General features: G+C 68.2%; 25 protein-coding genes and 1 tRNA gene. 15 read left to right on the forward strand and 11 right to left on the reverse strand.

Features of this window, described 5'->3' with window-relative positions; all coding sequences use genetic code 11:
* Positions 1 to 61 precede the first annotated feature (61 nt).
* Both selD and V5F84_RS11600 read left to right on the forward strand, forming a co-directional pair.
* Positions 62 to 1,111 (forward strand): selenide, water dikinase SelD, encoded by a 1,050-nt coding sequence (gene selD / locus V5F84_RS11595; protein WP_394045619.1) that lies wholly within the window; start codon positions 62 to 64, stop codon positions 1,109 to 1,111.
* A gap of 145 nt (positions 1,112 to 1,256) precedes the next feature.
* Positions 1,257 to 1,658, forward strand: coding sequence for a hypothetical protein (locus V5F84_RS11600; protein WP_394045617.1), 402 nt, complete (start codon positions 1,257 to 1,259; stop codon positions 1,656 to 1,658).
* A gap of 5 nt (positions 1,659 to 1,663) precedes the next feature.
* Here the strand turns inward: V5F84_RS11600 and V5F84_RS11605 are convergent, their stop codons facing one another.
* Positions 1,664 to 3,205 carry a bifunctional aminoglycoside phosphotransferase/ATP-binding protein gene (locus tag V5F84_RS11605; RefSeq protein ID WP_394045615.1) on the reverse strand — a complete coding sequence of 514 codons (1,542 nt, stop codon included), beginning with the start codon at positions 3,203 to 3,205 and terminating at the stop codon, positions 1,664 to 1,666.
* Between the two features lie 199 nt (positions 3,206 to 3,404).
* Between V5F84_RS11605 and V5F84_RS11610 the strand changes: the two genes are divergently transcribed.
* From V5F84_RS11610 to V5F84_RS11640, 7 genes are all read left to right on the forward strand, one after another.
* Positions 3,405 to 3,530, forward strand: coding sequence for a hypothetical protein (locus V5F84_RS11610; RefSeq protein ID WP_394045613.1), 126 nt, complete (start codon positions 3,405 to 3,407; stop codon positions 3,528 to 3,530).
* Between the two features lie 10 nt (positions 3,531 to 3,540).
* The gene (kdpF, locus tag V5F84_RS11615) at positions 3,541 to 3,627 is read left to right on the forward strand and encodes a K(+)-transporting ATPase subunit F (protein ID WP_348846543.1); all 87 of its coding nucleotides are present in this window, start codon (positions 3,541 to 3,543) and stop codon (positions 3,625 to 3,627) included.
* 49 nt (positions 3,628 to 3,676) lie between these two features.
* Positions 3,677 to 5,386 (forward strand): potassium-transporting ATPase subunit KdpA, encoded by a 1,710-nt coding sequence (gene kdpA, locus V5F84_RS11620; protein ID WP_394045611.1) that lies wholly within the window; start codon positions 3,677 to 3,679, stop codon positions 5,384 to 5,386.
* 15 nt (positions 5,387 to 5,401) lie between these two features.
* Positions 5,402 to 7,453, forward strand: coding sequence for a potassium-transporting ATPase subunit KdpB (gene kdpB, locus V5F84_RS11625; RefSeq protein WP_394045609.1), 2,052 nt, complete (start codon positions 5,402 to 5,404; stop codon positions 7,451 to 7,453).
* Positions 7,454 to 7,480: 27 nt separating this feature from the next.
* The gene (gene kdpC, locus V5F84_RS11630) at positions 7,481 to 8,044 is read left to right on the forward strand and encodes a potassium-transporting ATPase subunit KdpC (RefSeq protein ID WP_394045607.1); all 564 of its coding nucleotides are present in this window, start codon (positions 7,481 to 7,483) and stop codon (positions 8,042 to 8,044) included.
* Positions 8,045 to 8,123: 79 nt separating this feature from the next.
* A complete protein-coding gene (locus V5F84_RS11635) occupies positions 8,124 to 10,817 on the forward strand; it encodes a DUF4118 domain-containing protein (protein ID WP_394045605.1) in 2,694 nt (897 codons plus the stop codon).
* Positions 10,818 to 10,827: 10 nt separating this feature from the next.
* Positions 10,828 to 11,517, forward strand: coding sequence for a response regulator (locus tag V5F84_RS11640; protein ID WP_394045603.1), 690 nt, complete (start codon positions 10,828 to 10,830; stop codon positions 11,515 to 11,517).
* Between the two features lie 81 nt (positions 11,518 to 11,598).
* Here the strand turns inward: V5F84_RS11640 and V5F84_RS11645 are convergent, their stop codons facing one another.
* Positions 11,599 to 11,871: a hypothetical protein gene (locus tag V5F84_RS11645; RefSeq protein ID WP_394045601.1), complete on the reverse strand. Its 273-nt coding sequence runs from the start codon at positions 11,869 to 11,871 to the stop codon at positions 11,599 to 11,601.
* A 341-nt stretch (positions 11,872 to 12,212) separates the two neighbouring features.
* On the reverse strand, positions 12,213 to 12,785 hold the full coding sequence (locus V5F84_RS11650) for a hypothetical protein (protein ID WP_394045599.1): 573 nt from the start codon (positions 12,783 to 12,785) through the stop codon (positions 12,213 to 12,215).
* Positions 12,786 to 13,043: 258 nt separating this feature from the next.
* Between V5F84_RS11650 and V5F84_RS11655 the strand changes: the two genes are divergently transcribed.
* Entirely contained in the window at positions 13,044 to 13,772 is a 729-nt protein-coding gene (locus V5F84_RS11655; RefSeq protein WP_394045597.1) for a hypothetical protein, read from the forward strand.
* 346 nt (positions 13,773 to 14,118) lie between these two features.
* On the opposite strand, the gene V5F84_RS11660 is transcribed toward V5F84_RS11655, so the two are convergent.
* Positions 14,119 to 14,194 (reverse strand) — tRNA-Ile (locus tag V5F84_RS11660).
* 117 nt (positions 14,195 to 14,311) lie between these two features.
* Here V5F84_RS11660 and V5F84_RS11665 point away from each other — a divergent pair.
* Positions 14,312 to 15,049, forward strand: a complete 738-nt coding sequence (locus V5F84_RS11665) for an SIMPL domain-containing protein (protein WP_394045595.1) — start codon at positions 14,312 to 14,314, stop codon at positions 15,047 to 15,049.
* Positions 15,050 to 15,067: 18 nt separating this feature from the next.
* On the opposite strand, the gene V5F84_RS11670 is transcribed toward V5F84_RS11665, so the two are convergent.
* Positions 15,068 to 15,997 (reverse strand): diacylglycerol/lipid kinase family protein, encoded by a 930-nt coding sequence (locus tag V5F84_RS11670; RefSeq protein WP_394045593.1) that lies wholly within the window; start codon positions 15,995 to 15,997, stop codon positions 15,068 to 15,070.
* Between the two features lie 74 nt (positions 15,998 to 16,071).
* Between V5F84_RS11670 and V5F84_RS11675 the strand changes: the two genes are divergently transcribed.
* The 3 genes from V5F84_RS11675 to V5F84_RS11685 all read left to right on the forward strand — a co-directional run bounded on the left by V5F84_RS11675 (position 16,072) and on the right by V5F84_RS11685 (position 18,027).
* Positions 16,072 to 16,473 carry a hypothetical protein gene (locus V5F84_RS11675; protein WP_394045591.1) on the forward strand — a complete coding sequence of 134 codons (402 nt, stop codon included), beginning with the start codon at positions 16,072 to 16,074 and terminating at the stop codon, positions 16,471 to 16,473.
* 73 nt (positions 16,474 to 16,546) lie between these two features.
* Entirely contained in the window at positions 16,547 to 16,753 is a 207-nt protein-coding gene (locus V5F84_RS11680; protein ID WP_394045589.1) for a DUF1328 domain-containing protein, read from the forward strand.
* Between the two features lie 164 nt (positions 16,754 to 16,917).
* Complete coding sequence (locus V5F84_RS11685) at positions 16,918 to 18,027, forward strand: polyamine ABC transporter substrate-binding protein (protein ID WP_394045587.1); 1,110 nt, start codon at positions 16,918 to 16,920, stop codon at positions 18,025 to 18,027.
* Between the two features lie 74 nt (positions 18,028 to 18,101).
* Here the strand turns inward: V5F84_RS11685 and V5F84_RS11690 are convergent, their stop codons facing one another.
* The 6 genes from V5F84_RS11690 to V5F84_RS11715 form a co-directional block, all read right to left on the reverse strand.
* Positions 18,102 to 19,718: an acyl-CoA synthetase gene (locus V5F84_RS11690; RefSeq protein WP_394045585.1), complete on the reverse strand. Its 1,617-nt coding sequence runs from the start codon at positions 19,716 to 19,718 to the stop codon at positions 18,102 to 18,104.
* 448 nt (positions 19,719 to 20,166) lie between these two features.
* On the reverse strand, positions 20,167 to 20,847 hold the full coding sequence (gene rpe / locus V5F84_RS11695; RefSeq protein WP_394045583.1) for a ribulose-phosphate 3-epimerase: 681 nt from the start codon (positions 20,845 to 20,847) through the stop codon (positions 20,167 to 20,169).
* Positions 20,848 to 20,922: 75 nt separating this feature from the next.
* On the reverse strand, positions 20,923 to 21,912 hold the full coding sequence (locus V5F84_RS11700; protein ID WP_394045581.1) for a class 1 fructose-bisphosphatase: 990 nt from the start codon (positions 21,910 to 21,912) through the stop codon (positions 20,923 to 20,925).
* A 96-nt stretch (positions 21,913 to 22,008) separates the two neighbouring features.
* Complete coding sequence (gene folB / locus V5F84_RS11705) at positions 22,009 to 22,437, reverse strand: dihydroneopterin aldolase (RefSeq protein ID WP_394045579.1); 429 nt, start codon at positions 22,435 to 22,437, stop codon at positions 22,009 to 22,011.
* A 5-nt stretch (positions 22,438 to 22,442) separates the two neighbouring features.
* Positions 22,443 to 23,516, reverse strand: coding sequence for a hydantoinase/oxoprolinase family protein (locus tag V5F84_RS11710; RefSeq protein ID WP_394045577.1), 1,074 nt, complete (start codon positions 23,514 to 23,516; stop codon positions 22,443 to 22,445).
* Positions 23,513 to 24,490 (reverse strand): ATP-grasp domain-containing protein, encoded by a 978-nt coding sequence (locus V5F84_RS11715; RefSeq protein WP_394045575.1) that lies wholly within the window; start codon positions 24,488 to 24,490, stop codon positions 23,513 to 23,515. The genes V5F84_RS11710 and V5F84_RS11715 overlap by 4 nt, the downstream gene beginning before the upstream one ends.
* A gap of 35 nt (positions 24,491 to 24,525) precedes the next feature.
* Here V5F84_RS11715 and V5F84_RS11720 point away from each other — a divergent pair, with 35 nt between their 5' ends.
* Positions 24,526 to 25,218 (forward strand): HisA/HisF-related TIM barrel protein, encoded by a 693-nt coding sequence (locus V5F84_RS11720; protein WP_394045573.1) that lies wholly within the window; start codon positions 24,526 to 24,528, stop codon positions 25,216 to 25,218.

Consider the following 25,218-nt stretch of genomic DNA (forward strand, 5'->3'; position numbering starts at 1 on the left):
GTCTCCCGCGCCTTCCTGCGCCCGCGGGAGAACACCCATCTGACTGTGGAAAGAGCTTCGCATGAGTGACACCGCCTTCCGCCTCACCAGCCTTGCCCATGGCGGCGGCTGCGGCTGCAAGCTTGCCCCCTCCGTGCTCCAGGAACTGCTGGGCGGCCAGCCCATGGCGCAGCCGTTCGCGAAACTGCTGGTGGGCACGGAAACCGGGGACGATGCGGCGGTGTGGGACTTGGACGGCGAGACCTGCATCGTCGCGACCACCGACTTCTTCATGCCGGTGGTGGACAATCCCGACCATTTCGGCCGCATCGCCGCCACTAATGCGATTTCGGACGTCTATGCCATGGGCGGCACGCCCATCATGGCGCTGGCGATCCTCGGCATGCCGCTCGGCAAGGTGGAGACGCAGATCGTCCGCGACATCCTCCAGGGCGGCGCGGCGGTGTGCGCGGCGGCGGGCATTCCGGTGGCCGGCGGCCATTCCATCGACACGGTCGAGCCGATCTACGGCCTCGCCGTCATCGGCACGGTGCGCAAGAACCAGATCCGCCGCAACAGCGACGCCAAGCCCGGCGATGCGTTGATCCTCACCAAGGCGCTGGGCATCGGCATCTATTCCGCCGCCTTCAAGAAGGAGGCGCTGTCCCCCGACGCCTATGAGGAGATGATCGCTTCCACCACCTTGCTCAACAAGGTCGGCGCCACGCTGGCGCGGGACGAGGCGGTGCACGGGGTCACCGATGTCACCGGCTTCGGCCTGCTGGGCCATGGGCTGGAAATGGCGCGCGGCTCCGGCGTGCGGCTGCGCATCGAAGGGCGCGCCCTGCCGGTGCTCTCCCATGCCGAGGCTCTGGTCCGGCAAGGGTTCGTCACCGGCGCCTCCCATCGCAACTGGGCGAGCTATGGTGAGGGCATCGAACTGCCGCCCGGCATCGAGGATTGGCAGCGCCATCTGCTCACCGATCCGCAGACCTCCGGCGGCCTGCTGGTCTCGGTGGCGCAGGAGGAGGCGGACCGCGTGCTGGGTGAGATCCTCGCCGCCGGCTATCCCGCCGCTCGCCGTATCGGCCGGGTGGAGGCGGGGGAGGCGAAGGTGCGCGTGGAGGCCTGATCCTCCCGCGCCGACCGCCCCCGCGCCCGCGCCAGACGGTGGAGGACGGGCCCGGCTCCCGGAATGCCGGAGGCGACGGAAGGGAACGCGGAACCCCCATCGGGCGTTGACAGGTGTGAAAACACACAGTCCGGAGGGCGCCCCCGTGATCCGTTCCCCTGCGTTGGCGACATCGCTCGCCGCGTTCCTTGTCTCTCTCGCCCTCGGGGCCGGCATGGCCGTGCCGATGCCGGGCGCGGCCCACGCGCAGGCGGTGGTGAGCCCGCCCCCGCCGGGAAGCCCGCAGGTGCCGGCGGAAAAGGCCGGGCCGCCCCTCAATGCCGACAAAGGCTGCGACGCCACCGCTGCGGCGACGCCGCCCGCGAAGGGCGAGAATTCCGGCACCGCGCCGGGTGGCGCGGGATCGACCGGCTGGTCGGGCGGCACCGGCGGATCCTATATCGGCACCCAGCAGTCGGGCGCGACCTCCGGATCGCCGACGGATCACCCCGCCACGGTGGAAGGCGTCAATCCGTCCGTGGTCGGGCCGACCCGCAAGGATTGCTGAGCGGCTCAGATGAACCCGGCGGCCTTGAGCAGGGCGCGCGCGCCCGCCTGCGCCCCTCCGTTCGCCGCGAGCCGGCGCCAGGACATTGGGCCGAGGTCGTAGTCGGCCTGCCGGCGAACAACGTCCGCCGTGGCATCGGACGCGTCCCCCTGGCGCTGCTCGACCCGTGCGATGAGGGTGTCGATCGGCGCGTCCAGCCATAGTCCGAGAAAATGCGCGCCGCTCGCCGCCGCCACGGCCTCGATGGCATCGCGCTCCGGCGGCCGGGCATGGACGGCATCGGCGATCACCGCCTGGCCGGCCGCGAGCGCCAGCCCCGCCCGCGCGCGGATGCGCGCGTACACCGCCTGCGTGGTTTCCGGCGTATAGGCCTGGGTCGGCAGGGTCTCGGTTTCGCCCACGCCCGCCATGCTCTTGCGCTCGATGTCGCTGCGCAGGATCACGGCGCCCGGTGCCCGCCCGATGTCGGGGGCGAGCGCCGCCGCGAGCGTGCTCTTGCCCGTGCCCGACAGTCCACCGATGGCCAGCAGGGCCGGCTTCGCCGGGGCGAGGAACGCGCGCGCCTCATCGAAATAATGGGCGATTTCTGCGCGCGCCGCCGCCTGCCGGTCGTCCGGCAGATGCGCGAGGCCCGCCGCCTGCACCTTGGCGCGGATCGCGGCGCGCAGGCTGAGGAACAAAGGCAGCGCCGCAAGTCCCGCATAATGCGCCGCCGGTCCCGCCCACAGATAGCGGTTCAGCACCGCGTTCGCGGCGCCGCAAAGGCCGCGCTCCCACAGGTCCATCAGCAGGAAGGCGAGATCGTAGAGCACGTCGCACACGGCGATGTCGTCGTTGAATTCGATGGCGTCGAAAAGCACCGGCGCGCCATCCAGCAAGACGATGTTGCGCAGGTGCAGATCGCCGTGGCAGCGCCGCACATATCCCTGCGCCGCGCGCGCCCGCAGCAGCGGCGCCACTTGGTCCAGCGCATCCCGGGTGGCCTGCGTCAGCGCGCGCGCGGCGTCCAGGGCGAACAGCTCCGGGGTATCGGCGAAATCGGCGGCGTTCTGCTCGACGATGCGGGCGAGCGGCGCGGCAGCGTCCGGCCCGGTCGGCATCACGGGCGCCCGGGCATGGGCCGCATGCACCGCGCCGGCGAGCGCGGCGAGGAGGGCGGGGGTAAAGGCATCCTTCTCCAGCCGGTCGAGGGTGCGGGCCTCGTCGAACCGGCGCATCTTCACGGCATAGTCCACCGGAGCGCCCGTGCCGCCCAGGGCAAGGCCGCCGTCGGCGCGCACGATGGGCACGACGCCGAGATAGAGGTCCGGCGCATTGGCGCGGTTCACCTCCAGCTCGCGCTCGCACGCCGCGCGGCGCTTCTCCAGGGTCGAGAAATCCATATAGGGGAAGGCGACCGCGCGTTTCACCTTATAGGCGAAGGCGCCCGCAAGGAACACGGCGGCCCCATGGGTGTCGATGCGCGAGACCCGCGCGCCGCCATGGGTCGAGGGATCGGCGAGGAAGGCGAACACCGCGTTCTGGTCGGCGACCACATGGCTGTCCATGGTCCAAAGCTCCTCGCGCCGGAATCTGCCCGAATATCCTTATGCCAGCGGCGGGCCACCTTGATATGGCGCATGGAGGCCGGCTGGCGATGCGGCATGCTGTGTTGGCCCTGCCTGGTTCGGCGTGCGCAGGGACGGACCCGCCACCGCGTCTTTATGGATTCCTTATGCCGGCCGGCAAATCCCGGATCGCGGCTTTATGCGCAGCGGGTCTAGGACACCCCCACGCAAGGAGTGCTCCATGCTTGACATCATCTATCTCGTTCTCGGCTTCGCCTTCTTCGCATTGATGGCGCTCTACCTGCGCTTCGCGGCGCAGGCCTGAGGAGGAACCCATGCTCGACCTCGTTCTCGGTGCGGCGGTGAGCCTCTCGCTCGCCGCCTATCTCGTTTTCGCATTGGTGCGACCCGAGCGGTTCTGACCGCCCCCGCACCGATCCCCCCAACGCTTTTCTCAGGTGATGCAACGCCATGACCTCCAACGGCTGGCTTCAGATCGCGATCCTCTTCATAGCGGTGGTGGCAAGCGCCATTCCGCTCGGTCGCTTCATGGCCCGCGTGTTCGCGGGTGAACGCAACTTTCTGACTCCCGTGCTCGGCCCGGTCGAGCGCGGCCTCTACCGCCTCGCCGGGGTCGATCCGGAGAAGGAGCAGGGCTGGGTCGCCTATACGCTTGGCATGCTGGCGCTGAACGCCGCCGGCTTCGCCTTGCTGTACGCGATCCTGCGCTTGCAGGGCGTGCTGCCGGTGAACCCGCAGGGCTTCGGCGCCCTGACGCCGGACCTCGCCTTCAACACCGCGGTGAGCTTCATCACCAACACCAATTGGCAGGCCTATGTCGGCGAAGCCACCATGAGCAATTTCAGCCAGATGGCGGGGCTCACGGTGCAGAACTTCCTGTCCGCCGCCACCGGCATCGCGCTGGCCATCGCTTTGGTGCGGGGCTTTGCCCGCTCGGGCGCGGCGGGGGTGGGCAATTTCTTCGTCGATGCCACCCGCGCGACGCTGTACATCCTGCTGCCGCTCGCCTTCGTGACCGCCGTGATCCTGGTGGCCACCGGCATGCCGCAGACCCTGGACGGTTCGTTCGCCGCCACCACGCTCGATGGCGCGCAGCAGAACATCGCCATCGGCCCGGTGGCCTCGCAGATCGCCATCAAGCAGCTCGGCACCAATGGCGGCGGCTTCTTCAACGCCAATGCCGCCCATCCGTTCGAGAACCCGACCGCGCTCGGCAACATGCTCCAGGTGTGGCAGATGCTGGTGATCTCCACCGCCATCGTGTTCGCCTTCGGCCATCTCATCGGCGACAAGCGCCAGGCCAAGGCGCTGCTCGCCGTGGTCTTCATCCTGCTGATCGCCGGTGTCGCGGCGGCCTATTGGGCGGAGGCGGCCGGCACGCCGGTGCTGCAACAGGCGGGGCTCGACCCGGCCGGCGGCAATATGGAAGGCAAGGAAGTGCGCTTCGGCCTCGCCCTCTCGGCATTGTGGGCGGCGGTGACGACCGGGCTGTCGTGCGGCGCGGTGAACGCCATGCACGGCTCCTTCACCCCGCTCGGCGGCATGGTGCCGCTGGTGCTGATCAAGCTCGGCGAGATCCTGCCGGGCGGCGTCGGCTCGGGCCTCTACGGCCTGCTGGTGATGGCCATCCTCGCGGTGTTCGTGGCCGGGCTCATGGTGGGCCGCACGCCGGAATATCTCGGCAAGAAGATCGAGGCCAAGGAAGTGAAGATGGCGGTGCTGGCGAGCCTCGTCCTGCCCATCTTCGTGCTCGGCTTCACGGCGCTCGCCGCCAATCTTTCCGGGCCCGCGGCCGGCATCGGCAACGGCGGACCGCACGGCCTGACCGAGGTGCTCTATGCCTATGCCTCCGGCACCGGCAACAACGGCTCGGCCTTCGCCTCGCTGTCCGCGAACACCCCCTGGTGGAACACCACGCTCGGCTTCGCCATGCTGTTCGGCCGCTTCGCCTACATCGTGCCGATGATGGCGATCGCCGGCTCGCTCGCCGCCAAGCCGCGGCTGACCGCTTCCACCGGCACCTTCCCGACCCATGGGCCGCTGTTCGTGGCCCTCCTCATCGGCGTCATCTTGATCCTCGGCGGTCTGCAATTCTTCCCGGCATTCGCCCTCGGCCCCATCGCCGAGCAGGTGCAGATGCTGGCTGGCAAGACCTTCTGAGGAACGGAGCTTAAAATGTCCGCAAAATCCGTCTCCTCCATTGCCAGCCCCGACTTGATCGGCCGGGCCGCGCTCGACGCCTTCAAGAAGCTCGATCCGCGCACCCTGATGAAGAACCCGGTGATCTTCGTCACCGAAGTGGTGGCGGCGCTCGTCACCGCCATCTTCCTGCGCGACCTCCTCACGGGGGCGCCGGTTTCCTTCACCGGCCAGATCATGGGCTGGCTGTGGTTCACCGTGCTGTTCGCCAATTTCGCCGAAGCGGTGGCGGAAGGGCGGGGCCGCGCCCAGGCGGAAAGCCTGAAGCGCGCCCGCACCGACACGGTGGCGAAGAAGCTCTCCGACCCCAGGAACCGCGAGCGCTTCACCCGCGTCTCCGCGCTTGACCTGAAGGTGGGCGACATCGTCCTCGTGGAAGCCGGCGACCTCGTGCCCGGCGACGGCGAGATCATCGAGGGCATCGCCTCGGTGAACGAAGCCGCCATCACCGGCGAGAGCGCCCCAGTGATCCGCGAAAGCGGCGGCGACCGCTCGGCCGTCACCGGCGGCACCACCGTGGTGTCGGACTATGTGGTGGTGCGCATCACCGCCGCCGCCGGCTCCTCCTTCCTCGATCGCATGATCGCTTTGGTGGAAGGCGCCGAACGGCAGAAGACCCCCAACGAGATCGCCCTGACCATCCTGCTGGTGGGCATGACGCTGATCTTCCTCATCACCGTCGTGACGCTCTACGGCCTCGGCCTCTACGGCGGCACGGAACTGGCGGTGCCGGTGCTGGTGGCGCTGCTCGTGACGCTGATCCCCACCACCATCGGCGGCCTGCTCTCGGCCATCGGCATCGCCGGCATGGACCGCCTGGTGCGCCACAACGTGCTGGCCATGTCGGGCCGCGCGGTGGAGGCGGCGGGCGACGTGGACACGCTGCTGCTGGACAAGACCGGCACCATCACCTTCGGCAACCGCATGGCGACCGAGATCATCCCGGTTCCCGGCGTGAGCGCGCGGGAAGCCACGGAGGCCGCCGTGCTGGCCTCGCTCGCCGACGAGACCGCCGAGGGGCGCTCCATCCTCGCCCTGGCGCGGGAGAGCTTCGGCATCGACGTGACGGTGGTGCCCGATGGCGCGAGCTTCGTGCCGTTTTCCGCCGCCACCCGCATTTCCGGCATCGATCTCGCCGGCCGCAAGGTGCGCAAGGGCGCGGTGGACGCGGTGCGCCGCTTCGTCTCGGAAGGTCTCACCGGCAAGGTGAGCGAGCCGGCCGAGTTCAACGCGGCGGTGGATCGCATCGCCCGCTCCGGCGGCACCCCGCTGGGCCTCGCGGAAGGCGGGCGCCTGCTGGGCGTCATCCATCTGAAGGACGTGGTGAAGCCCGACATCAAGGAGCGCTTCGCCGAGCTTCGCCGCATGGGCATCCGCACGGTGATGGTGACGGGCGACAATCCCGTGACCGCCGCCGCCATCGCCTCCGAGGCCGGCGTCGACGATTTCATCGCCGAGGCCACCCCGCAGGACAAGCTGAGCTATATCCGCAACGAGCAGCGGCGTGGCCGGCTGGTGGCCATGTGCGGCGACGGCACCAATGATGCGCCCGCCCTGGCGCAGGCGGACGTGGGCGTCGCCATGCAGACCGGCACCCAGGCCGCCCGCGAGGCCGGCAACATGGTGGATCTCGACAGCGATCCCACCAAGCTCATCGAGATCGTCGGCATCGGCAAGCAGCTGCTCATGACGCGCGGCTCGCTGACCACCTTCTCCATCGCCAACGACGTGGCGAAATATTTCGCCATCATCCCGGCGCTGTTCATCGTCGCGATCCCGGAATTGAGCGTGCTCAACATCATGGGCCTGTCGACGCCGCAGAGCGCCATTCTCTCCGCGGTGATCTTCAACGCCCTGATCATCATCGCGCTGATCCCGCTGGCCTTGCGGGGCGTGCCCTACAAGCCCGCCAGCGCGGAAAGCGTGCTTGCCCGCAACCTGTTGATCTACGGCCTCGGCGGCATCCTGGTGCCCTTCATCGGCATCAAGCTGATCGATCTCGCCGTGACCGCTCTTGGTCTCGCCTGAATTTGGCCTCGCCTGAAGGAGGCGCCCATGTTGTCCCAGCTTCGTCCCGCCATCGTCCTGGTCGCCGCATTCACGGTGATCACGGGCATCGCCTATCCGCTCGCCGTCACCGGCGTCGCCCAACTGGCCTTTCCGAACGCCGCCAACGGCAGCCGGATCGAGCGCAACGGCGTCGTCGTCGGCTCCGCCCTCATCGGCCAGAAGACCGAGAGCGCGGGCTATTTCCATCCCCGGCCGTCGGCCGCCGGGGATGGCTATGATGCTTCCAACTCCTCCGGCAGCAACCTTGCGCCCACCAGCGCCAAGCTGAAGGACCGCATCGTCGCCGACGTCGCGACGCTCCGCGAGGCGGGTGTCGGCGGGGCCATTCCCGCCGATGCCGTCACCACCTCCGGCAGCGGGCTCGATCCGCATATCTCGCCCGCCTATGCGCAGGACCAGGTGAAGCGGATCGCCGCCGCCCGCAATCTTCCCGAAGACAAGGTCCGGCAGGTGGTGGCGCAGAATATCGAGCCGCGCGAACTCGGCATTTTCGGCGAGCCGCGCGTGAATGTGCTGAAGCTCAATATCGCGTTGGACGCGCAAAAATGATTGCCACGGGCGGGCCGGTTCGCGAAGGATCGGCCCGCCCCCTCCCGGTCGCACCGCTCCACGAGCACCAGCAAGGGACTTGAAAGTGCAGGACAAGCCGCGCGCGTCTCCCGATGCCCTCCTCGCCAAGGCCGCGCGCGAGGGCAAGGGAAAGCTGCGCGTGTTCCTCGGCGCGGCGCCGGGCGTGGGGAAGACCTATGCCATGTGCCAGGCGGCGCGGGCCGCCAAGGAAAGCGGCACGGACGTGGTGGCCGGCATCGTCGAGACCCACGGGCGCCGCGAGACCGAGGCGATCACCGAGGGGTTGGAGACCTTGCCCCGCAAATCCATCGCCTATCGCGGCCGCCTCGTGCCGGAATTCGATCTCGATGCCGCCCTCGCGCGCCGCCCGGCGCTGCTGCTGGTGGACGAATATGCCCACACCAATGTGCCGGGCAGCCGCCATCCCAAGCGCTGGCAGGATGTGCGCGACATCCTCGATGCCGGCATCGACGTGTGGACCACGCTCAACATCCAGCATCTGGAGAGCCTGAACGAGGTGGTGCAGCGCATCTCCGGCGTGCGGGTGCGCGAGACGGTGCCGGACACCGCGCTCCAGGACGCGGACGAAGTGGTGATGGTCGATCTGCCGCCCGACGAGCTGCTGAAGCGGCTCGCCGAGGGCAAGATCTACATCCAGGACACCGCCGCGCGGGCGATCGAGAATTTCTTCAAGCCCACCAATCTCACCGCCTTGCGCGAGCTGGCTCTGCGCCGGGTCGCCGCGCGGGTGGACAGCGATCTCGTCGAGCATATGCAGGGCGGCGCCATCGAGGGGCCGTGGGCGGCGGGGGAACGCATCCTGGTCTGCGTCGGGCCCGACGCTTCGGCCCAGCGGGTGGTGCGCGAGGCCAAGCGCCTCGCCGACCTTGCCGACGCGCCCTGGTTCGCCATCACCGTGGAGCGCCCCGGCGCCCTGCCGAGCGTTGCCGAGCGCCAGCGCATCCAGGAGGCGCTGCGCCTCGCGGAAAGCCTTGGCGCCGAGACCCGGGCCCTGGTGGGCAATGATCTGGTGGCGGAGCTTCTGCGCTTCGCCCGGTTCGAGAATGTGACGCAGATCGTGGTGGCGCAGGCGCGGCCCTCGCGCCTCAACCGCCTGTTCTGGCGCACCTTGGCCGATGCGCTGGTGCGCAAGGCGCGCGGCATCGCGGTGCATGTGGTGACGTTCGGTGAGGAAAACGAAGCGCCGCAAGTCCGCCAGCCGAGGCCCGCCGCGCCCCATGGCGATACGCTCGGCTATGTGGTGGCCGCGGGCTCCGTGGCGCTCGCGACGGTGGCGGGGGAGGGGCTCACGGAATTGGTGGCGCTGCCCAATGTCTCCATGGTCTATCTGCTGGCGGTGCTGGTCCCGGCGATCCAGTTCGGCGTGCGGGCGGCGGTGTTCGCCTCGCTCCTGTCGGCGCTGACCTATAATTTCTTCTTCATCGACCCGGTCTACACCTTCACCATCGCGCGGCCGCACGAATTGCTGGCGCTGGCCATCTTCCTCATCATCGCGGTGCTGATTTCGGCGGTGGCCGGTCGCTCGCGCGAGCGGGCCGAGGCGGCGGCGATCCGCATGCGCGCGGCCCGGCGGCTGTACGAATTCACCCGAAAACTCTCCACTTTGGTGGAATCCGGCGCGGTGGCGGAAGCGGCAGCCTCCGAGATCCAGACCATCCTCGGCCGTTCCACCGCCATTCTGGTGCCGCGCGGCACCCAGGTGGTTCTGGCGGCGGCCTGGCCGCCGGAAGACCGGCTCGACACCGCCTCCATGAGCGCGGCGCGCTGGGCGCTGGAGCGCAATGAGCCGGCCGGCGCCGGCACCGGCACCTTGCCGAGCGTACCCTGGCTGTTCCTGCCGTTGCGCGCCCGCAATGCGCAAGTGGGGGTCATCGGCATCGAATGCGCCGGGCCGTCCGGTCCGCTGGATCCGGAATCGGCGGTGCTGCTCAACACGCTGGCGGACCAGACCGCGGTCGCCCTCGATCGCTCGGCCCTCGCCGACGAGATGGCGGGCGTGAAATCGGCAGCCGAGACCGAGCGGGTGCGCAACATCCTGCTGGCCTCCATCAGCCACGATTTCCGCACGCCCCTATCGTCGATCCTGGGCGCCGCCACCTCGCTGATCGACTACGGCACCCGCATCGCGCCCGAGCAGCGGCGGGACCTGCTCTCGCAGGTGCGCGAGGAGGCCGAGCACCTGGACGGAATGGTGCGCAACCTCTTGTCCATGACGCGCCTGGAAGCAGGCGCGCTGGATCTGCGGCGCGACTGGACCGACATCAACGAAGTGATCAACCAGGCGGTCGCGCTCGCCAAGCGGCGCGGCGCCACGCAATTGTTCGCGGTGGAGAGCGAAAAGGACCTGCCGCTGGTGTTCGCGGACCAGATCCTGCTCAATCAGGCGCTTGCGAACGTGGTGGGCAATGCGGTGCGCTATGCCGGGCCCGGCGCCCATGTGGTGCTCGGCGCACGGCGGTTCGGCGGCATGCTGGAAATCTCCGTCACCGACGACGGCCCCGGGATCGCGCCCGATCTGCTGCCCCATGTATTCGAAAAATTCGTGCGCGCCGTGCGCGAGGGCGCCGATGGCGGGGAGGGCTCCGGCCTCGGCCTCGCCATCGCCAAGGGCATCATCGAGGCCCATGGCGGCAGCGTGCGCGCCGAAAGCCCGGTGGACGGCGACCGGCGCGGCGCGCGGATCATTTTTTCGCTTCCCATCGGCGGCGAGCCCGCCGCCGCGGCAGTGTGAGGACAGCGTCATGAGCCTCGGCAAGATCCTGGTGGTGGACGACGAGCCGGCGATCCATCGCTTCCTCGCTCCGGCCCTGATGGCGGCCGGCTACGAGGTGACGGCGGCGGAGGACGGCGGCCGCGCCCTGCGGGAGATCGCCACCCATCCTCCCGATGCGGTGGTGCTCGACCTCGGCCTGCCGGACATGGACGGCAAGGATGTGATCCGCCGCCTGCGCGGCTGGTCGCAGGTGCCGGTGATCGTCCTGTCCGCACGCGATCGGGAGGCGGAGAAGATCGAGGCGCTGGACCTCGGCGCCGATGATTTCGTCAACAAGCCGTTCGGCATCGGCGAACTGATGGCGCGCATTCGCGCCGCCCTGCGCCACCGGGCGGGCGACGTATCGGAAGACCCGATCCTGCGCGTCGGCCCGATCGAGATCGACCGTCCGCGCCATCGCGTCACCCGCAACGGGGAGGACGTGAAGCTGACGCCGAAGGAATTCGATCTTCTGGTGTTTCTCGCGCGCCACGAGGGCAAGGTGGTGACGCACCACCAATTGCTCACCACCGTGTGGGGCCCTGCCCACGGGCAGGATACGCAATATCTGCGGGTCTATGTGGGGCAGCTGCGGCAGAAGCTGGAGCAGGACCCGAGCGCGCCGACGCTCATCCTCACGGAACCGGGCATCGGCTATCGCGCCGGCGCCATGGGGTGAGGGCGCGGGTTCCCCGCCTCGAACCGGGCGGCTGCCCGTCGCGCTGGCGTGACGGGCAATATCGAAGAGGGGGCCGCGCGCTCAGGCGGCGTGCGAATAGGCCCCGAACCGTTGCTCCGAAAGCCCGAACACCTGGGACCAGGTTTCGAATGCGACCCAGGCGCGAGCCCGCATTTCCGGCGTGCGGGCGTGCTCCATCTGGGCCAGGAGCATCTCGGCATATTCTCCCACTTCGTCCGCCTCATGGGCATGCAGGAAGCCGATGGCATCCTCCAGGCCGCGGACATGGTGGTCTTCCCCGCCAATGAAGATACGCAGCGGACGCAACACGTTACTTGGGGATTGTGTTTGCATCTTATTCCCTCCAAGGTCGCGCTTTGCCGTTCCCCTGCCGCCAAAAGCCGTTCGCTCGCGCGCGGGCGCGAATGCGGAATCTGGCCAGCAAAGGAGTGCGTGCCCACAGGTATCGAGCCTCTGGGACAACACGGCTTAAACGCGCGTGTGGCCCTTAGGTTCCACCCGCCGCGAAGAAAATTCAAACGCATTTTCAAACAAAAGATGGTGCGCTGCGATGCCGCCGGAGCCCGGTAGAGGGGGCGGGATAGGGGGACGGGATAGGGGGCGGGATAGGAGACGGTGCTCGGGTTGTTCCCAACGCGCATCTGCGGTCGCGTCCGAGGTTGGGGATGGAGCGATTATCCTTCTCCGGCTCCGCTCTTATGGGGCCTGGAGAGTTCCAGGGCGACGTCGTCGGCCCAAGCGTTGAATTGACGATCTCCGGCATATTTCTTCAGGACATTATTCATCTTCTTGATCGTCCGGCGAACCTCCCAATTATACAGGCGGTCCGCATCCGTATCGAGGGCGTCAAGTTCAAGATAGTCCTTCAGGGCGGCATTGTACCACCAGATGAAATGGTACCCCAGCAATCGGGTTGCGGTCTTTCTGCTTACCATGTTCTGGTCGAGCAGCACGTAGGCCCGCTCATAAAAGCGGATGATCGTCCACAGAGCAGCGGCTTCGGCATCTTCGCCTTCCGTGAAATGATGATCCGAGAGCTGTTTCCCGGGATTGGATTTTCTGAACTTCCACGCCGAATTCCGAAGGTCGGCCATCTGCGCGGAGCAGAACTCCTGGTGGAGGACGACCGCTCGTTCGATGCGGCCCTGGATCACCGCAATGCCGATGGTCACCAAAGAGCCGAGCAAGGCCCCAAATCCGGCGGATATGAACTCGGTGCTGGAGATGATCGTTATCAAGGTCATCATGGCAAAGCCGCGCGCGCTGTGCAGGGGTTGGAAGACGTCGCGTTACAAACACCCGTGGGGCACTCTAACATTTCCGGTCGCGTTTTCTCGACCGGCTCGCCGGACGTCTTGCGGCCTGCACGTGCGGCGGCACCGGCGGGCGATTGAGGTCGGCATTGCTGCCAGGCTCGGCGGAGAAGAAGGACCCGATGCGACCCTGGGCGTTAGGGCGCATTGGTCTCAGGGTGTAGGTTTGCCGCGACAAGCTTCGGAGGCATCGTGCGCAACATCGATTTCAGCTCCTGGGAAAGCGTGTTTGCGACGCTGATCGGCCTCGCGCTCTTCACCCTCATCGGTGTCGGGATTCGCTTGCTGGTCATGGTCACCGTCCAGCATCGCCGGGAGCGCATGAACCGTCAGATCAATGAGCGCCTGAAAACCCTCATTGCCGCCTACAAGACGCTCGGCGGCTCCTTCACGGGCAATCTGGCTGTCGATCCGACGCATCTGCGCGATTTGCGTCTGCGCGGTGAGACGACGGCCGACACCGAGATGACCGAAGCCATGGTGCTGCCCGCTGGCTCGGAGCGGGCGCGGCGGGTGCGCGATGCCGTGGAAGCCGCCCTGTCGGACGTCATCCTGCTCGGGACGGACGATCAGGTCCGACTGGCCGCGCATGCCGTGCGCGAACTCGTGGCCGGCCGCCCCGTCCACACGCACGAACTTGTCGTCTCGCTGCGGGATTTTGTGCGCGAGGCCCTCGATCTTGATCCCATCCCCTCTGACCTCGCACTTCCCATGCAAGGCCCCACGCGCCCCGCCAGCCCGGGCACAAAGGGCAAGGCTGAGCGAGGAAGCGATGAGTCGCGCCGGGGTGCCGGAGAGAAGGGATCTGGCGCCGGCATGGCCGCCGGCGGCGGGATCGGCGCCGGCCTTGCCGTGGGCGTTCACGGCGCGGCGCCCGATGGGGAGAAAAACCGCCTTCCCCCCGATGACGACGAGAATTAGCCGGGACGGTCCAAGCTCACATGCAAGGCGCCGCGGCGGCGGGCTTGTTCCACGCGCCGGCGACCGACGCCGAACTCTGCAAGCACCATCGTCAGGGGTATTTTTGTTTCCGGTCAGAGGCAATTCAATGGGGGCACCGGAAACCGGATGCCCACGCCCCTTGACGGTGCCGCCTCACGCGCCACGATCCCGTCGCGCAGCTTCGTCGCGGCCGGTCGGGGGAATGCCATCGCGAAAACCGTGTGGCGATCCCTCGCCGCGCCGCTACGGAAGGCGGAGTCCCAGTGTTTTGGTGGTCATTTCGGTGGCTGAAGCTAAAACGAAAAACATAAGTACTTGAAAATATTGGTGGGCCCGGCAGGACTCGAACCTGCAACCAGACCGTTATGAGCGGTCAGCTCTAACCATTGAGCTACAGGCCCCCGCCAACGTCCTACCAATCCCTAGCCGTGTGAACAACCGGGACAAGCGCGGCTTCGCCCCATTGGCGCCGCCTTCCCACAGTGCTGTGGGGGTGCACACACCGAGCGGAGCGTTCCATGTCCTTTCCCCTGTCCTGGCGCCGCGTCTTTTCCGGCGGCCTTCTTGCCGCCCTGGCGGTCTGCGCCGTCCTCGAGGCGCCGGCGGCGCGCGCGGAGGACCTGTCGCGCGCGACCCTGACCGTGGTCGGGCAGGGCGAGGCGAGTGCCGCCCCGGACATGGCGAGCCTGTCCACCGGCGTCGTGACCGTGGGAAAGACCGCCGAGGAAGCTCTCGCCGGCAACAGCAAGAGCGTGGCGGATGTGATCGCCGCCATCCAGGCCGCGGGCGTCGAGCCGAAGGATCTGGTCACGTCCGGCTTCTCCATCCAGCCGCAATATGTCTACCCCCAGCAGGGCCAGCGCGAGGCGCCGCGCCTGACCGGCTATGAAGTGCGCAACACGGTGAACGTGAAGGTGCGCGATCTCACGAAGCTCGGCACCCTTCTGGACAAGCTGGTGCAGGCCGGCGCCAATCAGGCCAGCGGCCTTAATTTCGCGCTCCAGGATCCGAGCGCGATCGAGCAGCAGGCGCGCCTGGCGGCGGTGGAGGATGCCAAGACCCAGGCCCAGAGCCTCGCCGAAGCGGCGGGGCTGCGCCTGGTGCGCATTCGCCGCATCAGCCCGCAGCACGACATGGGACCGGTCGCGGCCGCGCCGATGATGATGAAGGCCGATGCGCGCGCGGTGCCGGTCCAGGCGGGCGAGACCACCGCCCGCGCCCAGGTGACCATCGTCTATGACGCAGAGCCGCGCTGAACCGGCGCCGGACGCCGCTCAGGTGATATCGTCGCGGCGGGCTTTCGCGGCCCGCTGCAGGGAATTCGGCGGCAGAAGCAAGGTCAGCGCCTCCGGCATGATGCGATAGTGCAGGGGCATGGTCTCGCGCGTGATCTCGCCGTCGGTGGCCACCCAGGCCCGCCGCCGGCGCGGGGCGTGGATGGTGAGCGCCTTGGCGCGAAACGAATGGATGCCCGGATTGTTGCGCCAGGAATCCACCAGCAGGTCGGCGCCGACGCGAATCTTGGCCAGCGCGCCGCGCTCCTCGGCGATGTGGATTTCCAATTCCCCGCCGTCGAGGCGGGAGCGGTGCCAGCCGGGCGCGTCGAAGGCATTGTTCGTCACCAGCGCCGCATAGGCATCGATGGGTTCGCGCCAGCCCTCGATCTCGATTTCCAGCGACAGGCGGCCCGAGCGCGTGAGCGCCTTGCCGAGCGCCATCAGCCAGCCGACGATGCGCCCGCGCGAATCCCGCACCGCCTCGCGGGCGAGGGCCATCTGGGAAAAGAAGCCGACGCCGGAAACGCCGTGGAACGCGCGCCCGTTCAGGGTCGCCACGTCCACCCGCATGGGCTCGGCCTCGCGCAGGCCCTGGAGCGCACCCGGCAGGTCGCGCGGCAGGCCGATGTCATGGGCCAGCAGGTTCATGGTGCCGAGCGGCAGCACGCCGAGCGCGGTGTCGGTTTCCGCGAGCACGGATGCGGCATAGCTCAGCGTGCCGTCCCCGGCGCCGACCACCAGCGCGTCATAGCCCTTGCGGCGGGCGGAGCGGATCGCCTCGATCATCTCCGGGCCTTGCAGCACCACCACGTCCACGTCCTTGCCCGGCTCGGTCAGGGCCTCGTCCACTTCCCGGCGCAGGCGCTCGGCGCCGAGATCCTGCACGGTGCCGGCTTTTGCATTGAGTACGACCAGGGTTCGCCCCATGTTCTGTCTCCGAGTGCCGCCGGCATCAAAACCGCGGGCGTAAGGCTTGGCTATGGGCGATAGGGATTGCGGGAATGGCAAACATTGAGGGGCCGCAGGCGCGGCCTTGGATTTTCCGGTTGCGCGCCGGCCTTCTGCTGCTGGTGGCGCTGGTGTTCTTCAGCATATCAGGCGGCAATTTCGTCGCGCGTCAGTTCGGGCTTACCTGGCTTTGGGCGCTCGGGCTGGCGTTCGTCTTCGCCTTGCTGCTGGGCTATGGCGTGGCGCGGCTGACCCGGGCCACGTACATATCCGGCGCCGCCGTCCTGACCCTGCTGACCACATATCTTGCCTACGACTTTCTGCGCAACGCGGTCGGCTGGTCGCAGACCACGTCGCTGGTTCTGGCCGCCGTGCCGCTTGTCCTGATGGGGGCCGCCTTCTGGGACTTCCGCCGGTTGAAGGAGGAAATCCGCAGATGGGCGGATGCGCGCTGAGCCGAGCGCTCGGGGGGAACGAAAGCATGGCCTGTGTGGTTCCACGGCGGAAAGCCTTCTGTGGAGTGCGGTCATGCTCAAATACGCCATCATATTCCTCGTGATTTCCATGATCGCGGGGGCGATGGGTTTCTTCAACGTGTCGGCGGTGGCTCGCCGCATTTCGTTCGTGCTGTTCGGCATCTTCATCGCCCTGGCGGCGCTGGTGCTGCTGGCCTTCGTGCTGCTCGACCATGCCACCGGCGCGGCGGCGCTGCTGCCTTCCGTTGTTCTTACCTAGGGTCATGTGAGGGCGGGGGCGGCGAATTCAAGGGTGTGCGACGCCAATGCGTGTGCGGTGCGGCAGCAAGCGACGTTTTGGGAGTTGAGCCGGTGGCGCGGGCGCAATAGCCTCAGCGTCATGAAGTCGAGCAACGGCTTCGCGGGGTCTTCCAGAGGAGAATAATGATGCGTCGCCTTGCCCTTGCCGCGGCGTTCGGAATGGTTGCCTTCGGCGCCATGCCCGCGCTCGCACAACAGAAGGTGGTGAACGTCTATAATTGGTCGGACTATATCGACGAGTCGGTCTTGGAGGATTTCACCAAGGAAACCGGCATCAAGGTCCGCTACGACGTGTTCGACAGCAACGAAGTGCTGGAGACCAAGCTTCTGGCCGGAAAGACCGGGTATGACGTGGTCGTGCCGAGCGGTTCGTTCCTCCAGCGCCAGATCACGGCGGGCGTGTTCCAGAAGCTGGACAAGTCCAAGCTGCCGAACCTGCAATATGCCTGGCCGGAAATCACCAAGCGCCTCGCCGTCTATGATCCCGGCAATGATTATGCCGTGAACTACATGTGGGGCACCACGGGCATCGGCTATAATGTGGACATGGTGAAGCAGCGGCTCGGCGACATTCCGCTGAACACCTGGGACATCGTCTTCAAGCCGGAGAACCTCTCCAAGCTGAAGGATTGCGGCGTCTATTTCCTCGATGGCCCGGAGGAGGTCATCCCCTCCGCTTTGCGCTATCTCGGCATGGACCCCAATTCCAAGAACCCGGACGACATCGCCAAGGCCGGCGACCTGCTGATGACGGTGCGCCCGTTCATCCGCAAGTTTGATTCCTCGGGCTATATCAATGCGCTGGCCCGCGGCGACATCTGCATCGCGGTGGGCTGGTCGGGCGACGTGTTCCAGGCCAAGACCCGCGCCGCGGAAGCCGCCAAGAAGACCAAGAAGAAGCCGGTCGAGATCGCCTATGCCATCCCCAAGCAGGGTGCGCTGATGTGGTTCGACAATTTCGCCATTCCCAAGGACGCGAAGAATGTGGATGAGGCTCACACCTTCATCAATTACATGATGCGCCCGGAAGTTGCCGCGAAGAACTCGAACTATATCTCCTATGCCAACGGCAACCTGGCGTCGCAGAAGTTCATCGACAAGGCGATCCTGGAGAATCCCGCCATCTACCCGGACCAGGCGACCTTCGACCTGCTGTTCACCGTCACCACTTATCCGATGGATATCCAGCGCGTGGTGACCAAGACCTGGACCAAGTTCAAGCGCGGCAAATGAGCCCGGAGGGCTCGCACGCCTGAAGCCAGGGACGCCCCGCGAGCCGCTCGCGGGGCGTTTTCATTTGCGCCGCCTCAGCCGCGCGCGCGCAGTTCGCGCCGCAGGATCTTGCCGGTGGCGGTCATGGGCAGGGCGTCGGTGAAGGCGACGTGCCGGGGATATTCATGCGCGGAAAGCCGTTCGCGCACATGGCGCTGGATATCGGCCACCAGGGCGTCGCTGCCGGCATGGCCGTCCTTCAACACCACCCAGGCCTTCACCGCCTCGGTGCGCACCGGGTCCGGCACTCCCACCACCGCGACGAAGGCGACGGCGGGATGGCGCAGGATGCAATCCTCGATCTCGCCCGGCCCGATGCGATAGCCGGCCGAGGTGATGACATCGTCCGAGCGGCCCACATACCAGAGATAGCCGTCCTCATCCTGCCGGCCCATGTCGCCGGTGAGCAGGAAGTCGCCGGCGTATTTCTCCGCCGTGGCTTTCGGATTGTTGAAATATTCCAGCATCATCACCGGATCGCCCCGGCGCACCGCCACATGGCCTTCCGCGCCCGCGGGCAGCACAGTGCCGGCATCGTCCACGATCTGGACATCGTGGCCGGGAATGGGCTTGCCCATGGCGCCGGGGCGGATGGGGAAGAAATGGGAATTGGACCCCACCACCAGATTGCATTCGGTCTGGCCGTAGATCTCCCGCGCCTCCACGCCCAGGCGCTCCTGCACGAAGTCGCCGAGCTCCGCGCCCAGCGTTTCCCCGCCCGTGAGCAATGAGCGCAGGTTCAGCCCGGCCGGGCGGCGCACGTCCGCCTGCCGCAGCAGCTTCAGCGCGGTCGGCGGCAGGAAGACGTTGCGCACCTTGTGGTCCGCCATCAGCGCCATGGCCGCATCCGGATCGAACTTCTTCGCCCGATGGGCCAGCACCGGCACGCCGAGATAAAGGCTCGGGAACAGCACGTCGAACAGGCCGCCGATCCAGGCCCAGTCGGCCGGCGTCCAATGCAGATCGCCGGGCTGGGGCATGTATTGGTGGACGAATTCGATGCAGGGCAGATGCCCCAGCAGCACGCGATGCCCGTGCAGCGCGCCCTTGGGATTTCCCGTCGTGCCCGAGGTGAAGATGATGATGCCGGGATCGTCCGGCCCCGTATCCACCGGCGTGAAGCGGTCGCTCGCGCGGGCGAGCGCGGCGTCGAAGGAGAGGGTGGCGGCATCGCCCGTGTCGGGGCCGATGACGAAGACATGGGTGAGGGCGGGCAGCCGGTCGCGGATGCGCTGGAGCTTGGCGAGGCCCGCGAGATCCGTAACCAGCACCTTGGCGCCGGACGCGTTCAGGCGGAATTCCAGCGCCTCGTCGCCGAACAGGGTGAACAGCGGCACCGAGATCATGCCCGCCTTGAACGCGCCGATATGGGCGATGGCGGTTTCCGGCGCCTGGGGCAGGAACACCGCGACCCGGTCGGTGCGCGCCAGCCCGCAGGCGGTGAGCACATTGGCGAAGCGATTGGTGAGGGCGGCGAGATCCTCGAACGAATAGCGCGTCACCGCGCCATTCTCCTCCACGAAGATCAGCGCCGGGCGATTTTCGCCCGTGGCATGGGCATCGGAGCAGGCGACGCCCATGTTGAAGCGTGCCGGAATCTCCCAGCGGAACTGGCGCACGAGGGCGTCATAGGTCGGGGCCGGGCGCAGCATGATGTTTCCTCCCGCCGGCTTCTGCGTCCCGCGCGACGGGATGCGATCCGGGCTTTATAGGAAACGATCGAACGTTTTTTTAAGGCCGGCGTCAAGATGAATGCGCCCGTCGTCCCTCGTCCGCGCCTCTCCCCTTGTCTGCACCTCTCCCCACCGGGGAGAGGTCGGCCGCGTAGCGGCCGGGTGAGGGCCGGCGGCTTGGACGTGCAGAGCGACACCCCCTCACCCCAGCCCTCTCCCCCGTGGGGGAGAGGGGGATTCGCTGGCGCGGGATGGAAATTATTCCCCGCGGACGGGGGAGCTTTCCCCGTTTGCCCACCTCTCCCCACTGGGGAGAGGTCGGCCGCATAGGGGCCGGGTGAGGGTGAGGAGTTTGGCCAGGCGGGGCGAGCCCCTCACCCCAGCCCTCTCCCCGGCGGGGAGAGGGGGCGTTGCGGCGCCTATGGTTTCAAGCCACCAGCCCGAGCGCTTGCGCGGCTTGGTCGCGGATGGCGGCGATATTGGCGCGATAGCCTTCGATGCCACCCTTGAACACGGCGGAACCGGCCACCAGCACGTCCGCCCCGGCCTTCACGCACAGGGCGCCGGTCTGCGGGTTCACGCCGCCGTCTATCTCCAGGCGGATGTCGCGGCCGCGGATCATGTCGCGGATGCGCTCGATCTTGGGCAGCACGTCGGGGATGAAGGCCTGCCCGCCGAAGCCGGGATTGACGGTCATCACGCAGATGAGGTCGGTCTTGTCGAGCACATAGTCCAGCACCCGCTCGGAGGTGGCCGGGTTCAGCGCGATGCCGGCCTTCTTGCCGAGGCCGCGAATGACCTGGAGGCAGCGGTCCAGATGGTCTGTGGCTTCCGCCTGCACGGTGATGATGTCCGCCCCGGCCTTGGCGAAGGCCTCCAGATAGGGCTCCACCGGGGAGATCATCAGGTGCACGTCGAACACCTTGTCCGTGTGCGGCCGCAGCGCCTTGATGACATCGGGCCCGAAGGTGATGTTGGGCACAAAATGCCCATCCATCACGTCGAGATGGATGTAATCGGCTCCGGCCGCCGCCACGTCGCGCACTTCTTCCCCGAGCCTGGAGAAGTCGCTGGCGAGGATCGAGGGCGCGATCAGCGGGAATGTCATGGCTTCAACTCCTCGGCGGCGGCCGCGCAGGCCGTGCCCGTCATATGGGGCGGCGGCGGCCGTGCCGCCACGCGCTCAATAATAGCTGGCGATTTTTTCCACTTCCTCGCGCGAGCCGAACACCAGCGGAATGCGCTGGTGCAGCTTCTGCGGGACGATGTCCAGGATGCGGGTCTTGCCGTCGGTGGCCGCGCCCTGCGCCTGCTCCACCAGGAAGGCCACCGGATTGGCCTCGTAGATCAGGCGCAGGCGGCCTTCGCCATAGCCCTTGCGGCTGTCGCCGGGATAGAGATAGACGCCGCCGCGGGTGAAGATGCGGAAGGCATCGGCCACCATGGAGCCGACCCAGCGCATGTTGAAATCCTTCCCGCGCGGGCCGTCCTTGCCGGCGAGGCAATCCTCGATATAGGCCCGCATGGGCGCCGCCCAATGGCGGACGTTGGACTGGTTGACGCCATATTCCTTGGTCGCGGCGGGCACCTCGACGGCGGCGCGGGCGAGGATGAAGTCGCCGCTGGCGCGGTCCAGCACGAACACCTGCGTGCCAGCGCCCACGGTGGAGACCAGCAGCGTGGAGGGGCCATAGACCAGGAAGCCGGACGCGAGCTGGGCCGTGCCCTTCTGCTTCAGCGCCTCCACCGGATCGGGGAAGGCTTCGGCGCTATAGGGCAGCACCGAATAGATGGTGCCGATGGAGACGTTGGTGTCGATATTGGAGGAGCCGTCCAGCGGGTCCACCGCCACCACCAGCGTGCCGGCGTCGTTGAGCGGGATCGGGGTCTCGCTTTCCTCGGAGCCGAGGAACGCCACGGGCGCGGCCTTCAGGGCGGAGACGATCGCCTCCTCGGCGATCACGTCCAATTCCTTTTGGGCATCGCCGCCGGCATTGGCCTCGTCGCCGCGGATCTTGGCGAAATGCTCGGCGAGCGGGCCGCGCGCCACCATGTCGGCGATGGCCACGCCGGCCTGCGCGATGCGCTCCACGGCTGCGGCAACGGCCTTGCGGGTATCATCCTCGGCCGCCCAGGTGCCGAGATAGCCTTGCAGGGTCACGACGTCGCTCACCTTGTGTCTCCTACGGTCGCGTGCGGGACATATCCCGCCGGTTCGGCGCTCTTATGGCGCACGGCGCGGGAGCCGTCGAGCTTTGCCATAGGCCGTTCACCGGCCGCGGTGGATTTCCACGCCCACGTCGCCGAACACGCCGCTGATCGGCGCCCCCGGCTTGTGCACCACCACGCGGACCTGCTCGATCTGCGCGAAATGGTCCAGCAGGCGCGCGGCGATGCGCTCGGCGAGGGTTTCCACCAGATGGACGATGTCGTCCTCCACCACGGCGCGCACGTGCTCGTACACCGTCTGGTAGGAGACGGTGAGGGCGGGATCGTCGGCCCAGGCGGCGGGGCGGGTGTCGAGCCACCAGTCCACGTCCACCACGAAGCGCTGGCCGAGCTGCTGCTCGGCATCGAACACGCCGTGGCGGGCGAAGAAGGGCAGCGCGCGCAGGAACAGCCGGTCGCGACGCGGCGCCGGCGCGGCCGGCACGGTCTCGGCGGCTTCGAGGGCTTCCGGGTCGCTGGGATCGATCATGGCACTCACGCGAGGCTGGGGGTGGAGAAGGAGGGCCGCGGGCGCGAACGCTCGCCAGCGAAGGCGAGGCGGCCCACCGCGACGGCGGGCGCGCAATCGGCCGCGCGCGCCGCAAGGGAAGGATCATGGGCGAAGACCGCCCCGACATCCAGATAGGGGCGGCCGACCCGCGCCGCGAGCCGCGCAGCCAGGAAGCGCCCGATGCCGGCGCCGACGATCGGCGCATCGGCGGGGAGCGTCGCACCCGAGAGCACGCAGGCGAGCGCCCCATGCAGCATGTGGAGTTGCACCGCCGCCGCATAGGCCGCGAGGGCGCGCGCCTGCTCCAGCGTCGCCGGGCCGAGGTCGCGCCCCACCATGCGCAGCAGGCGGCGGGCGCTCGCCTCCACGGTTTTCGGGCCGCCGTCGGCCGAGGGATGCAGGTCCCCATGCTCCGGCAGGTCGCCGGTGAGGCGATAGATGTCGGCGGCGGTGGCGAAATGCTCGGCCATCAGGGGCACGAAGCGGCCGGCGAACGGCAGCGTGGGCGCAAGCGCCATCACCGGCGTGCGGGCGACGCCGCCATAGACCAGCTCGCTGCTGGCGAGGCGGTCGGCATCGCTGAAGCCGCGCGCCGTGACCACGCCGTCGGCGAAGGGGATGAGATCGGTGGTGGTGGAGCCGATATCCACCAGCACGCCGCACGGCAGCTCGGTGGCGAGCGCGGCGGCGGTGGCATGCCAGTTGGCGGAGGCGATTCCGTTCACATGCTCGGTCGCCGCAGAGGCGGGCACGAGGCCGTCCGGCCCGGCATAGATCAGGCATCCGGGGCCGAGCCGCGCACCGAGCGCCGCCGCGAGCGCCGTGACGCCGGTGGCGCGGTCGGGCCACAGATCCACCAGTTCGCCCGTCATGGTCACGGCGGAAGGCAGATGCGCCGGCGCGCCCAGGGTGCTGAGCGCGGCGTCCAGCTGGTCCATGCCGCGCCACAGCGCGCACGGGGCCATGTCGACGGCGCGCAGAACGCCCGCGTCGTCGAAGGCGGCGCGCTTGAGGTGCGCACCCCCCACGTCCCAGCCCAGGAAGGCGAAAGCGCTCATCGCACCTTCACCTCCACCGGCACGGCCATGGGCAGGCGCGGCAAAGCGGGCGGGCGGCCGTCGCGGATCAGCTCCGGCAGGAAGGCGGCGGGATTGATGCCGAGGCTGGCGTGGAGGCCGGCGTAGGAGGTGGTGATGCGGGGATTGACCTCCACCACCACCGGCCCCTCCTCGGTCAGGATCACATCGATGCCGATGATGCCGCTGAGGCCGGGAATGGCCGCGACCACCGCCCGCGCGAGCGCCGCGAGCGTGCCGTCCGCGTCCGGCAGGCAGCCCACGGTGAGTCCGGTCAGGGAGAGGTGGCCCGCGTCCTCGGCGATCTCCTGGAGATTGGCGGTGAGCAGGGTGGTTCCGTCCGGCCGGCACAGAATGCTGAGGCTGGCGGCGACGCCCGCCACATAGGGCTGAACGATGAGGCCTTCGGACGGCAGCTGCGCCGCGCGCAGGTCTTCGAGGCTGCGCCAGATGTGGGTGTGCGTCGCGCCCGCGCCGTCGTCCGGCTTGGTGACGAGCGGCACGGCAAGATTCTCCGGCATCGCCGCGAACGGAAAGGTCGGGATATGGGGAATGCCCGCCGCCGCGAGGCGTTGGGCGGTGAGGCTCTTGCGGCTGGCGATTCGCAGCGCGGGCGCATCGCTCGCGATCACCCGCGCCGCGCCGGTGCGGGTGAGGGCCACGAGGCGCTCCAGCAGGCCGTCGGTTTCCGGCGCCACCGGCCAGACCACATGGGCATCGCCCGCGAGGCGCGCCCAGACCGCCCAGGGATCATCGGTCTCGCCCACCGGGACGCTGTCCGCGCGGGGCGGCGCGAGGCGGTCGTCATGGCACAAGAGCACCTGGACGCCGGGAATATTCTCCAGGTCGCCGATCATGGCGTCGCGCATCAGCGTGCCTTCCGGCAGCAAAGCGTCCGGAAGCGTCTTGTGGCGCAGGCCGCCGGATGTCACGAACTCGCAGACAAAGACGCGCATGCGCTTTCCTTCCCGGACCAGGCTCGGACACGAAGATGCAGGTTATCCCGGTGATCGATCTTAAGGGAGGGCTTGTGGTGCACGCCCGCCAGGGCGCGCGCCATCTTTATGCGCCCATCGTCTCGCCGCTCGCCGCCGGCAGCGCGCCGCGCGATATCGTGGCGGCGCTGCTGGCGCTGGCGCCGTTCAAGACCCTGTATATCGCCGATCTCGATGCCATCGCGGGCGAGGGCGAGAATGCGCCCGCCATCCGCGATCTGCGCGCCGCCTTTCCCGAACTCGCCTTGTGGGTGGACGCGGGCGAGAACAGCGCGCCCGCGCTCGCCGCGCGCCATGCCGCCGATGCCGGCATTCCGGTGGTCGGCAGCGAGACGCTGACCAATGCCCTCGCCTTGGCCGATATGGCGGGGCTGGATTTCGTGCTCTCGCTCGATCATGACGCGCAGGGGCCGCGCGGGCCGCAGGCGGTGCATGCGACGCCCGCGCTTTGGCCGCGCCGCGTGATCGCCATGACGCTCGCGAAAGTCGGCTCGGGCGCCGGGCCGGACCTGGAGCGGCTGGCGGATATCCGAGCACGCGGCGGCGATCTGGCCCTGTTCGCCGCCGGGGGCGTGCGCCATGCGCAGGACCTCGACACCTTGGCCGCCATGGGCATCAGCGGCGTCCTCGTTGCCACCGCGCTGCACGACGGGCGCCTGTCGCGGGAGGATCTCGCGCGCTTTTCCTGA

Origin of the sequence: Roseixanthobacter liquoris (assembly GCF_043195135.2) — a bacterium.
GTDB lineage: Bacteria > Pseudomonadota > Alphaproteobacteria > Rhizobiales > Xanthobacteraceae > NCEH01.

Excerpts from the sequence above, each read along its gene's own strand:
- V5F84_RS11605 (WP_394045615.1), bottom strand. The coding sequence starts at position 3,205 with ATGGACAGCCATGTGGTCGCCGACCAGAACGCGGTGTTCGCCTTCCTC.
- selD (WP_394045619.1), top strand. The coding sequence starts at position 62 with ATGAGTGACACCGCCTTCCGCCTCACCAGCCTTGCCCATGGCGGCGGC.
- V5F84_RS11665 (WP_394045595.1), top strand. The coding sequence starts at position 14,312 with ATGTCCTTTCCCCTGTCCTGGCGCCGCGTCTTTTCCGGCGGCCTTCTT.
- rpe (WP_394045583.1), bottom strand. The coding sequence starts at position 20,847 with ATGACATTCCCGCTGATCGCGCCCTCGATCCTCGCCAGCGACTTCTCC.
- kdpB (WP_394045609.1), top strand. The coding sequence starts at position 5,402 with ATGTCCGCAAAATCCGTCTCCTCCATTGCCAGCCCCGACTTGATCGGC.
- V5F84_RS11715 (WP_394045575.1), bottom strand. The coding sequence starts at position 24,490 with ATGCGCGTCTTTGTCTGCGAGTTCGTGACATCCGGCGGCCTGCGCCAC.
- V5F84_RS11710 (WP_394045577.1), bottom strand. The coding sequence starts at position 23,516 with ATGAGCGCTTTCGCCTTCCTGGGCTGGGACGTGGGGGGTGCGCACCTC.
- kdpF (WP_348846543.1), top strand. The coding sequence starts at position 3,541 with ATGCTCGACCTCGTTCTCGGTGCGGCGGTGAGCCTCTCGCTCGCCGCC.
- kdpC (WP_394045607.1), top strand. The coding sequence starts at position 7,481 with ATGTTGTCCCAGCTTCGTCCCGCCATCGTCCTGGTCGCCGCATTCACG.
- folB (WP_394045579.1), bottom strand. The coding sequence starts at position 22,437 with ATGATCGATCCCAGCGACCCGGAAGCCCTCGAAGCCGCCGAGACCGTG.
- V5F84_RS11675 (WP_394045591.1), top strand. The coding sequence starts at position 16,072 with ATGGCAAACATTGAGGGGCCGCAGGCGCGGCCTTGGATTTTCCGGTTG.
- V5F84_RS11640 (WP_394045603.1), top strand. The coding sequence starts at position 10,828 with ATGAGCCTCGGCAAGATCCTGGTGGTGGACGACGAGCCGGCGATCCAT.
- V5F84_RS11670 (WP_394045593.1), bottom strand. The coding sequence starts at position 15,997 with ATGGGGCGAACCCTGGTCGTACTCAATGCAAAAGCCGGCACCGTGCAG.
- kdpA (WP_394045611.1), top strand. The coding sequence starts at position 3,677 with ATGACCTCCAACGGCTGGCTTCAGATCGCGATCCTCTTCATAGCGGTG.
- V5F84_RS11685 (WP_394045587.1), top strand. The coding sequence starts at position 16,918 with ATGATGCGTCGCCTTGCCCTTGCCGCGGCGTTCGGAATGGTTGCCTTC.
- V5F84_RS11610 (WP_394045613.1), top strand. The coding sequence starts at position 3,405 with ATGCGCAGCGGGTCTAGGACACCCCCACGCAAGGAGTGCTCCATGCTT.
- V5F84_RS11680 (WP_394045589.1), top strand. The coding sequence starts at position 16,547 with ATGCTCAAATACGCCATCATATTCCTCGTGATTTCCATGATCGCGGGG.
- V5F84_RS11720 (WP_394045573.1), top strand. The coding sequence starts at position 24,526 with ATGCAGGTTATCCCGGTGATCGATCTTAAGGGAGGGCTTGTGGTGCAC.
- V5F84_RS11645 (WP_394045601.1), bottom strand. The coding sequence starts at position 11,871 with ATGCAAACACAATCCCCAAGTAACGTGTTGCGTCCGCTGCGTATCTTC.
- V5F84_RS11650 (WP_394045599.1), bottom strand. The coding sequence starts at position 12,785 with ATGATGACCTTGATAACGATCATCTCCAGCACCGAGTTCATATCCGCC.
- V5F84_RS11690 (WP_394045585.1), bottom strand. The coding sequence starts at position 19,718 with ATGCTGCGCCCGGCCCCGACCTATGACGCCCTCGTGCGCCAGTTCCGC.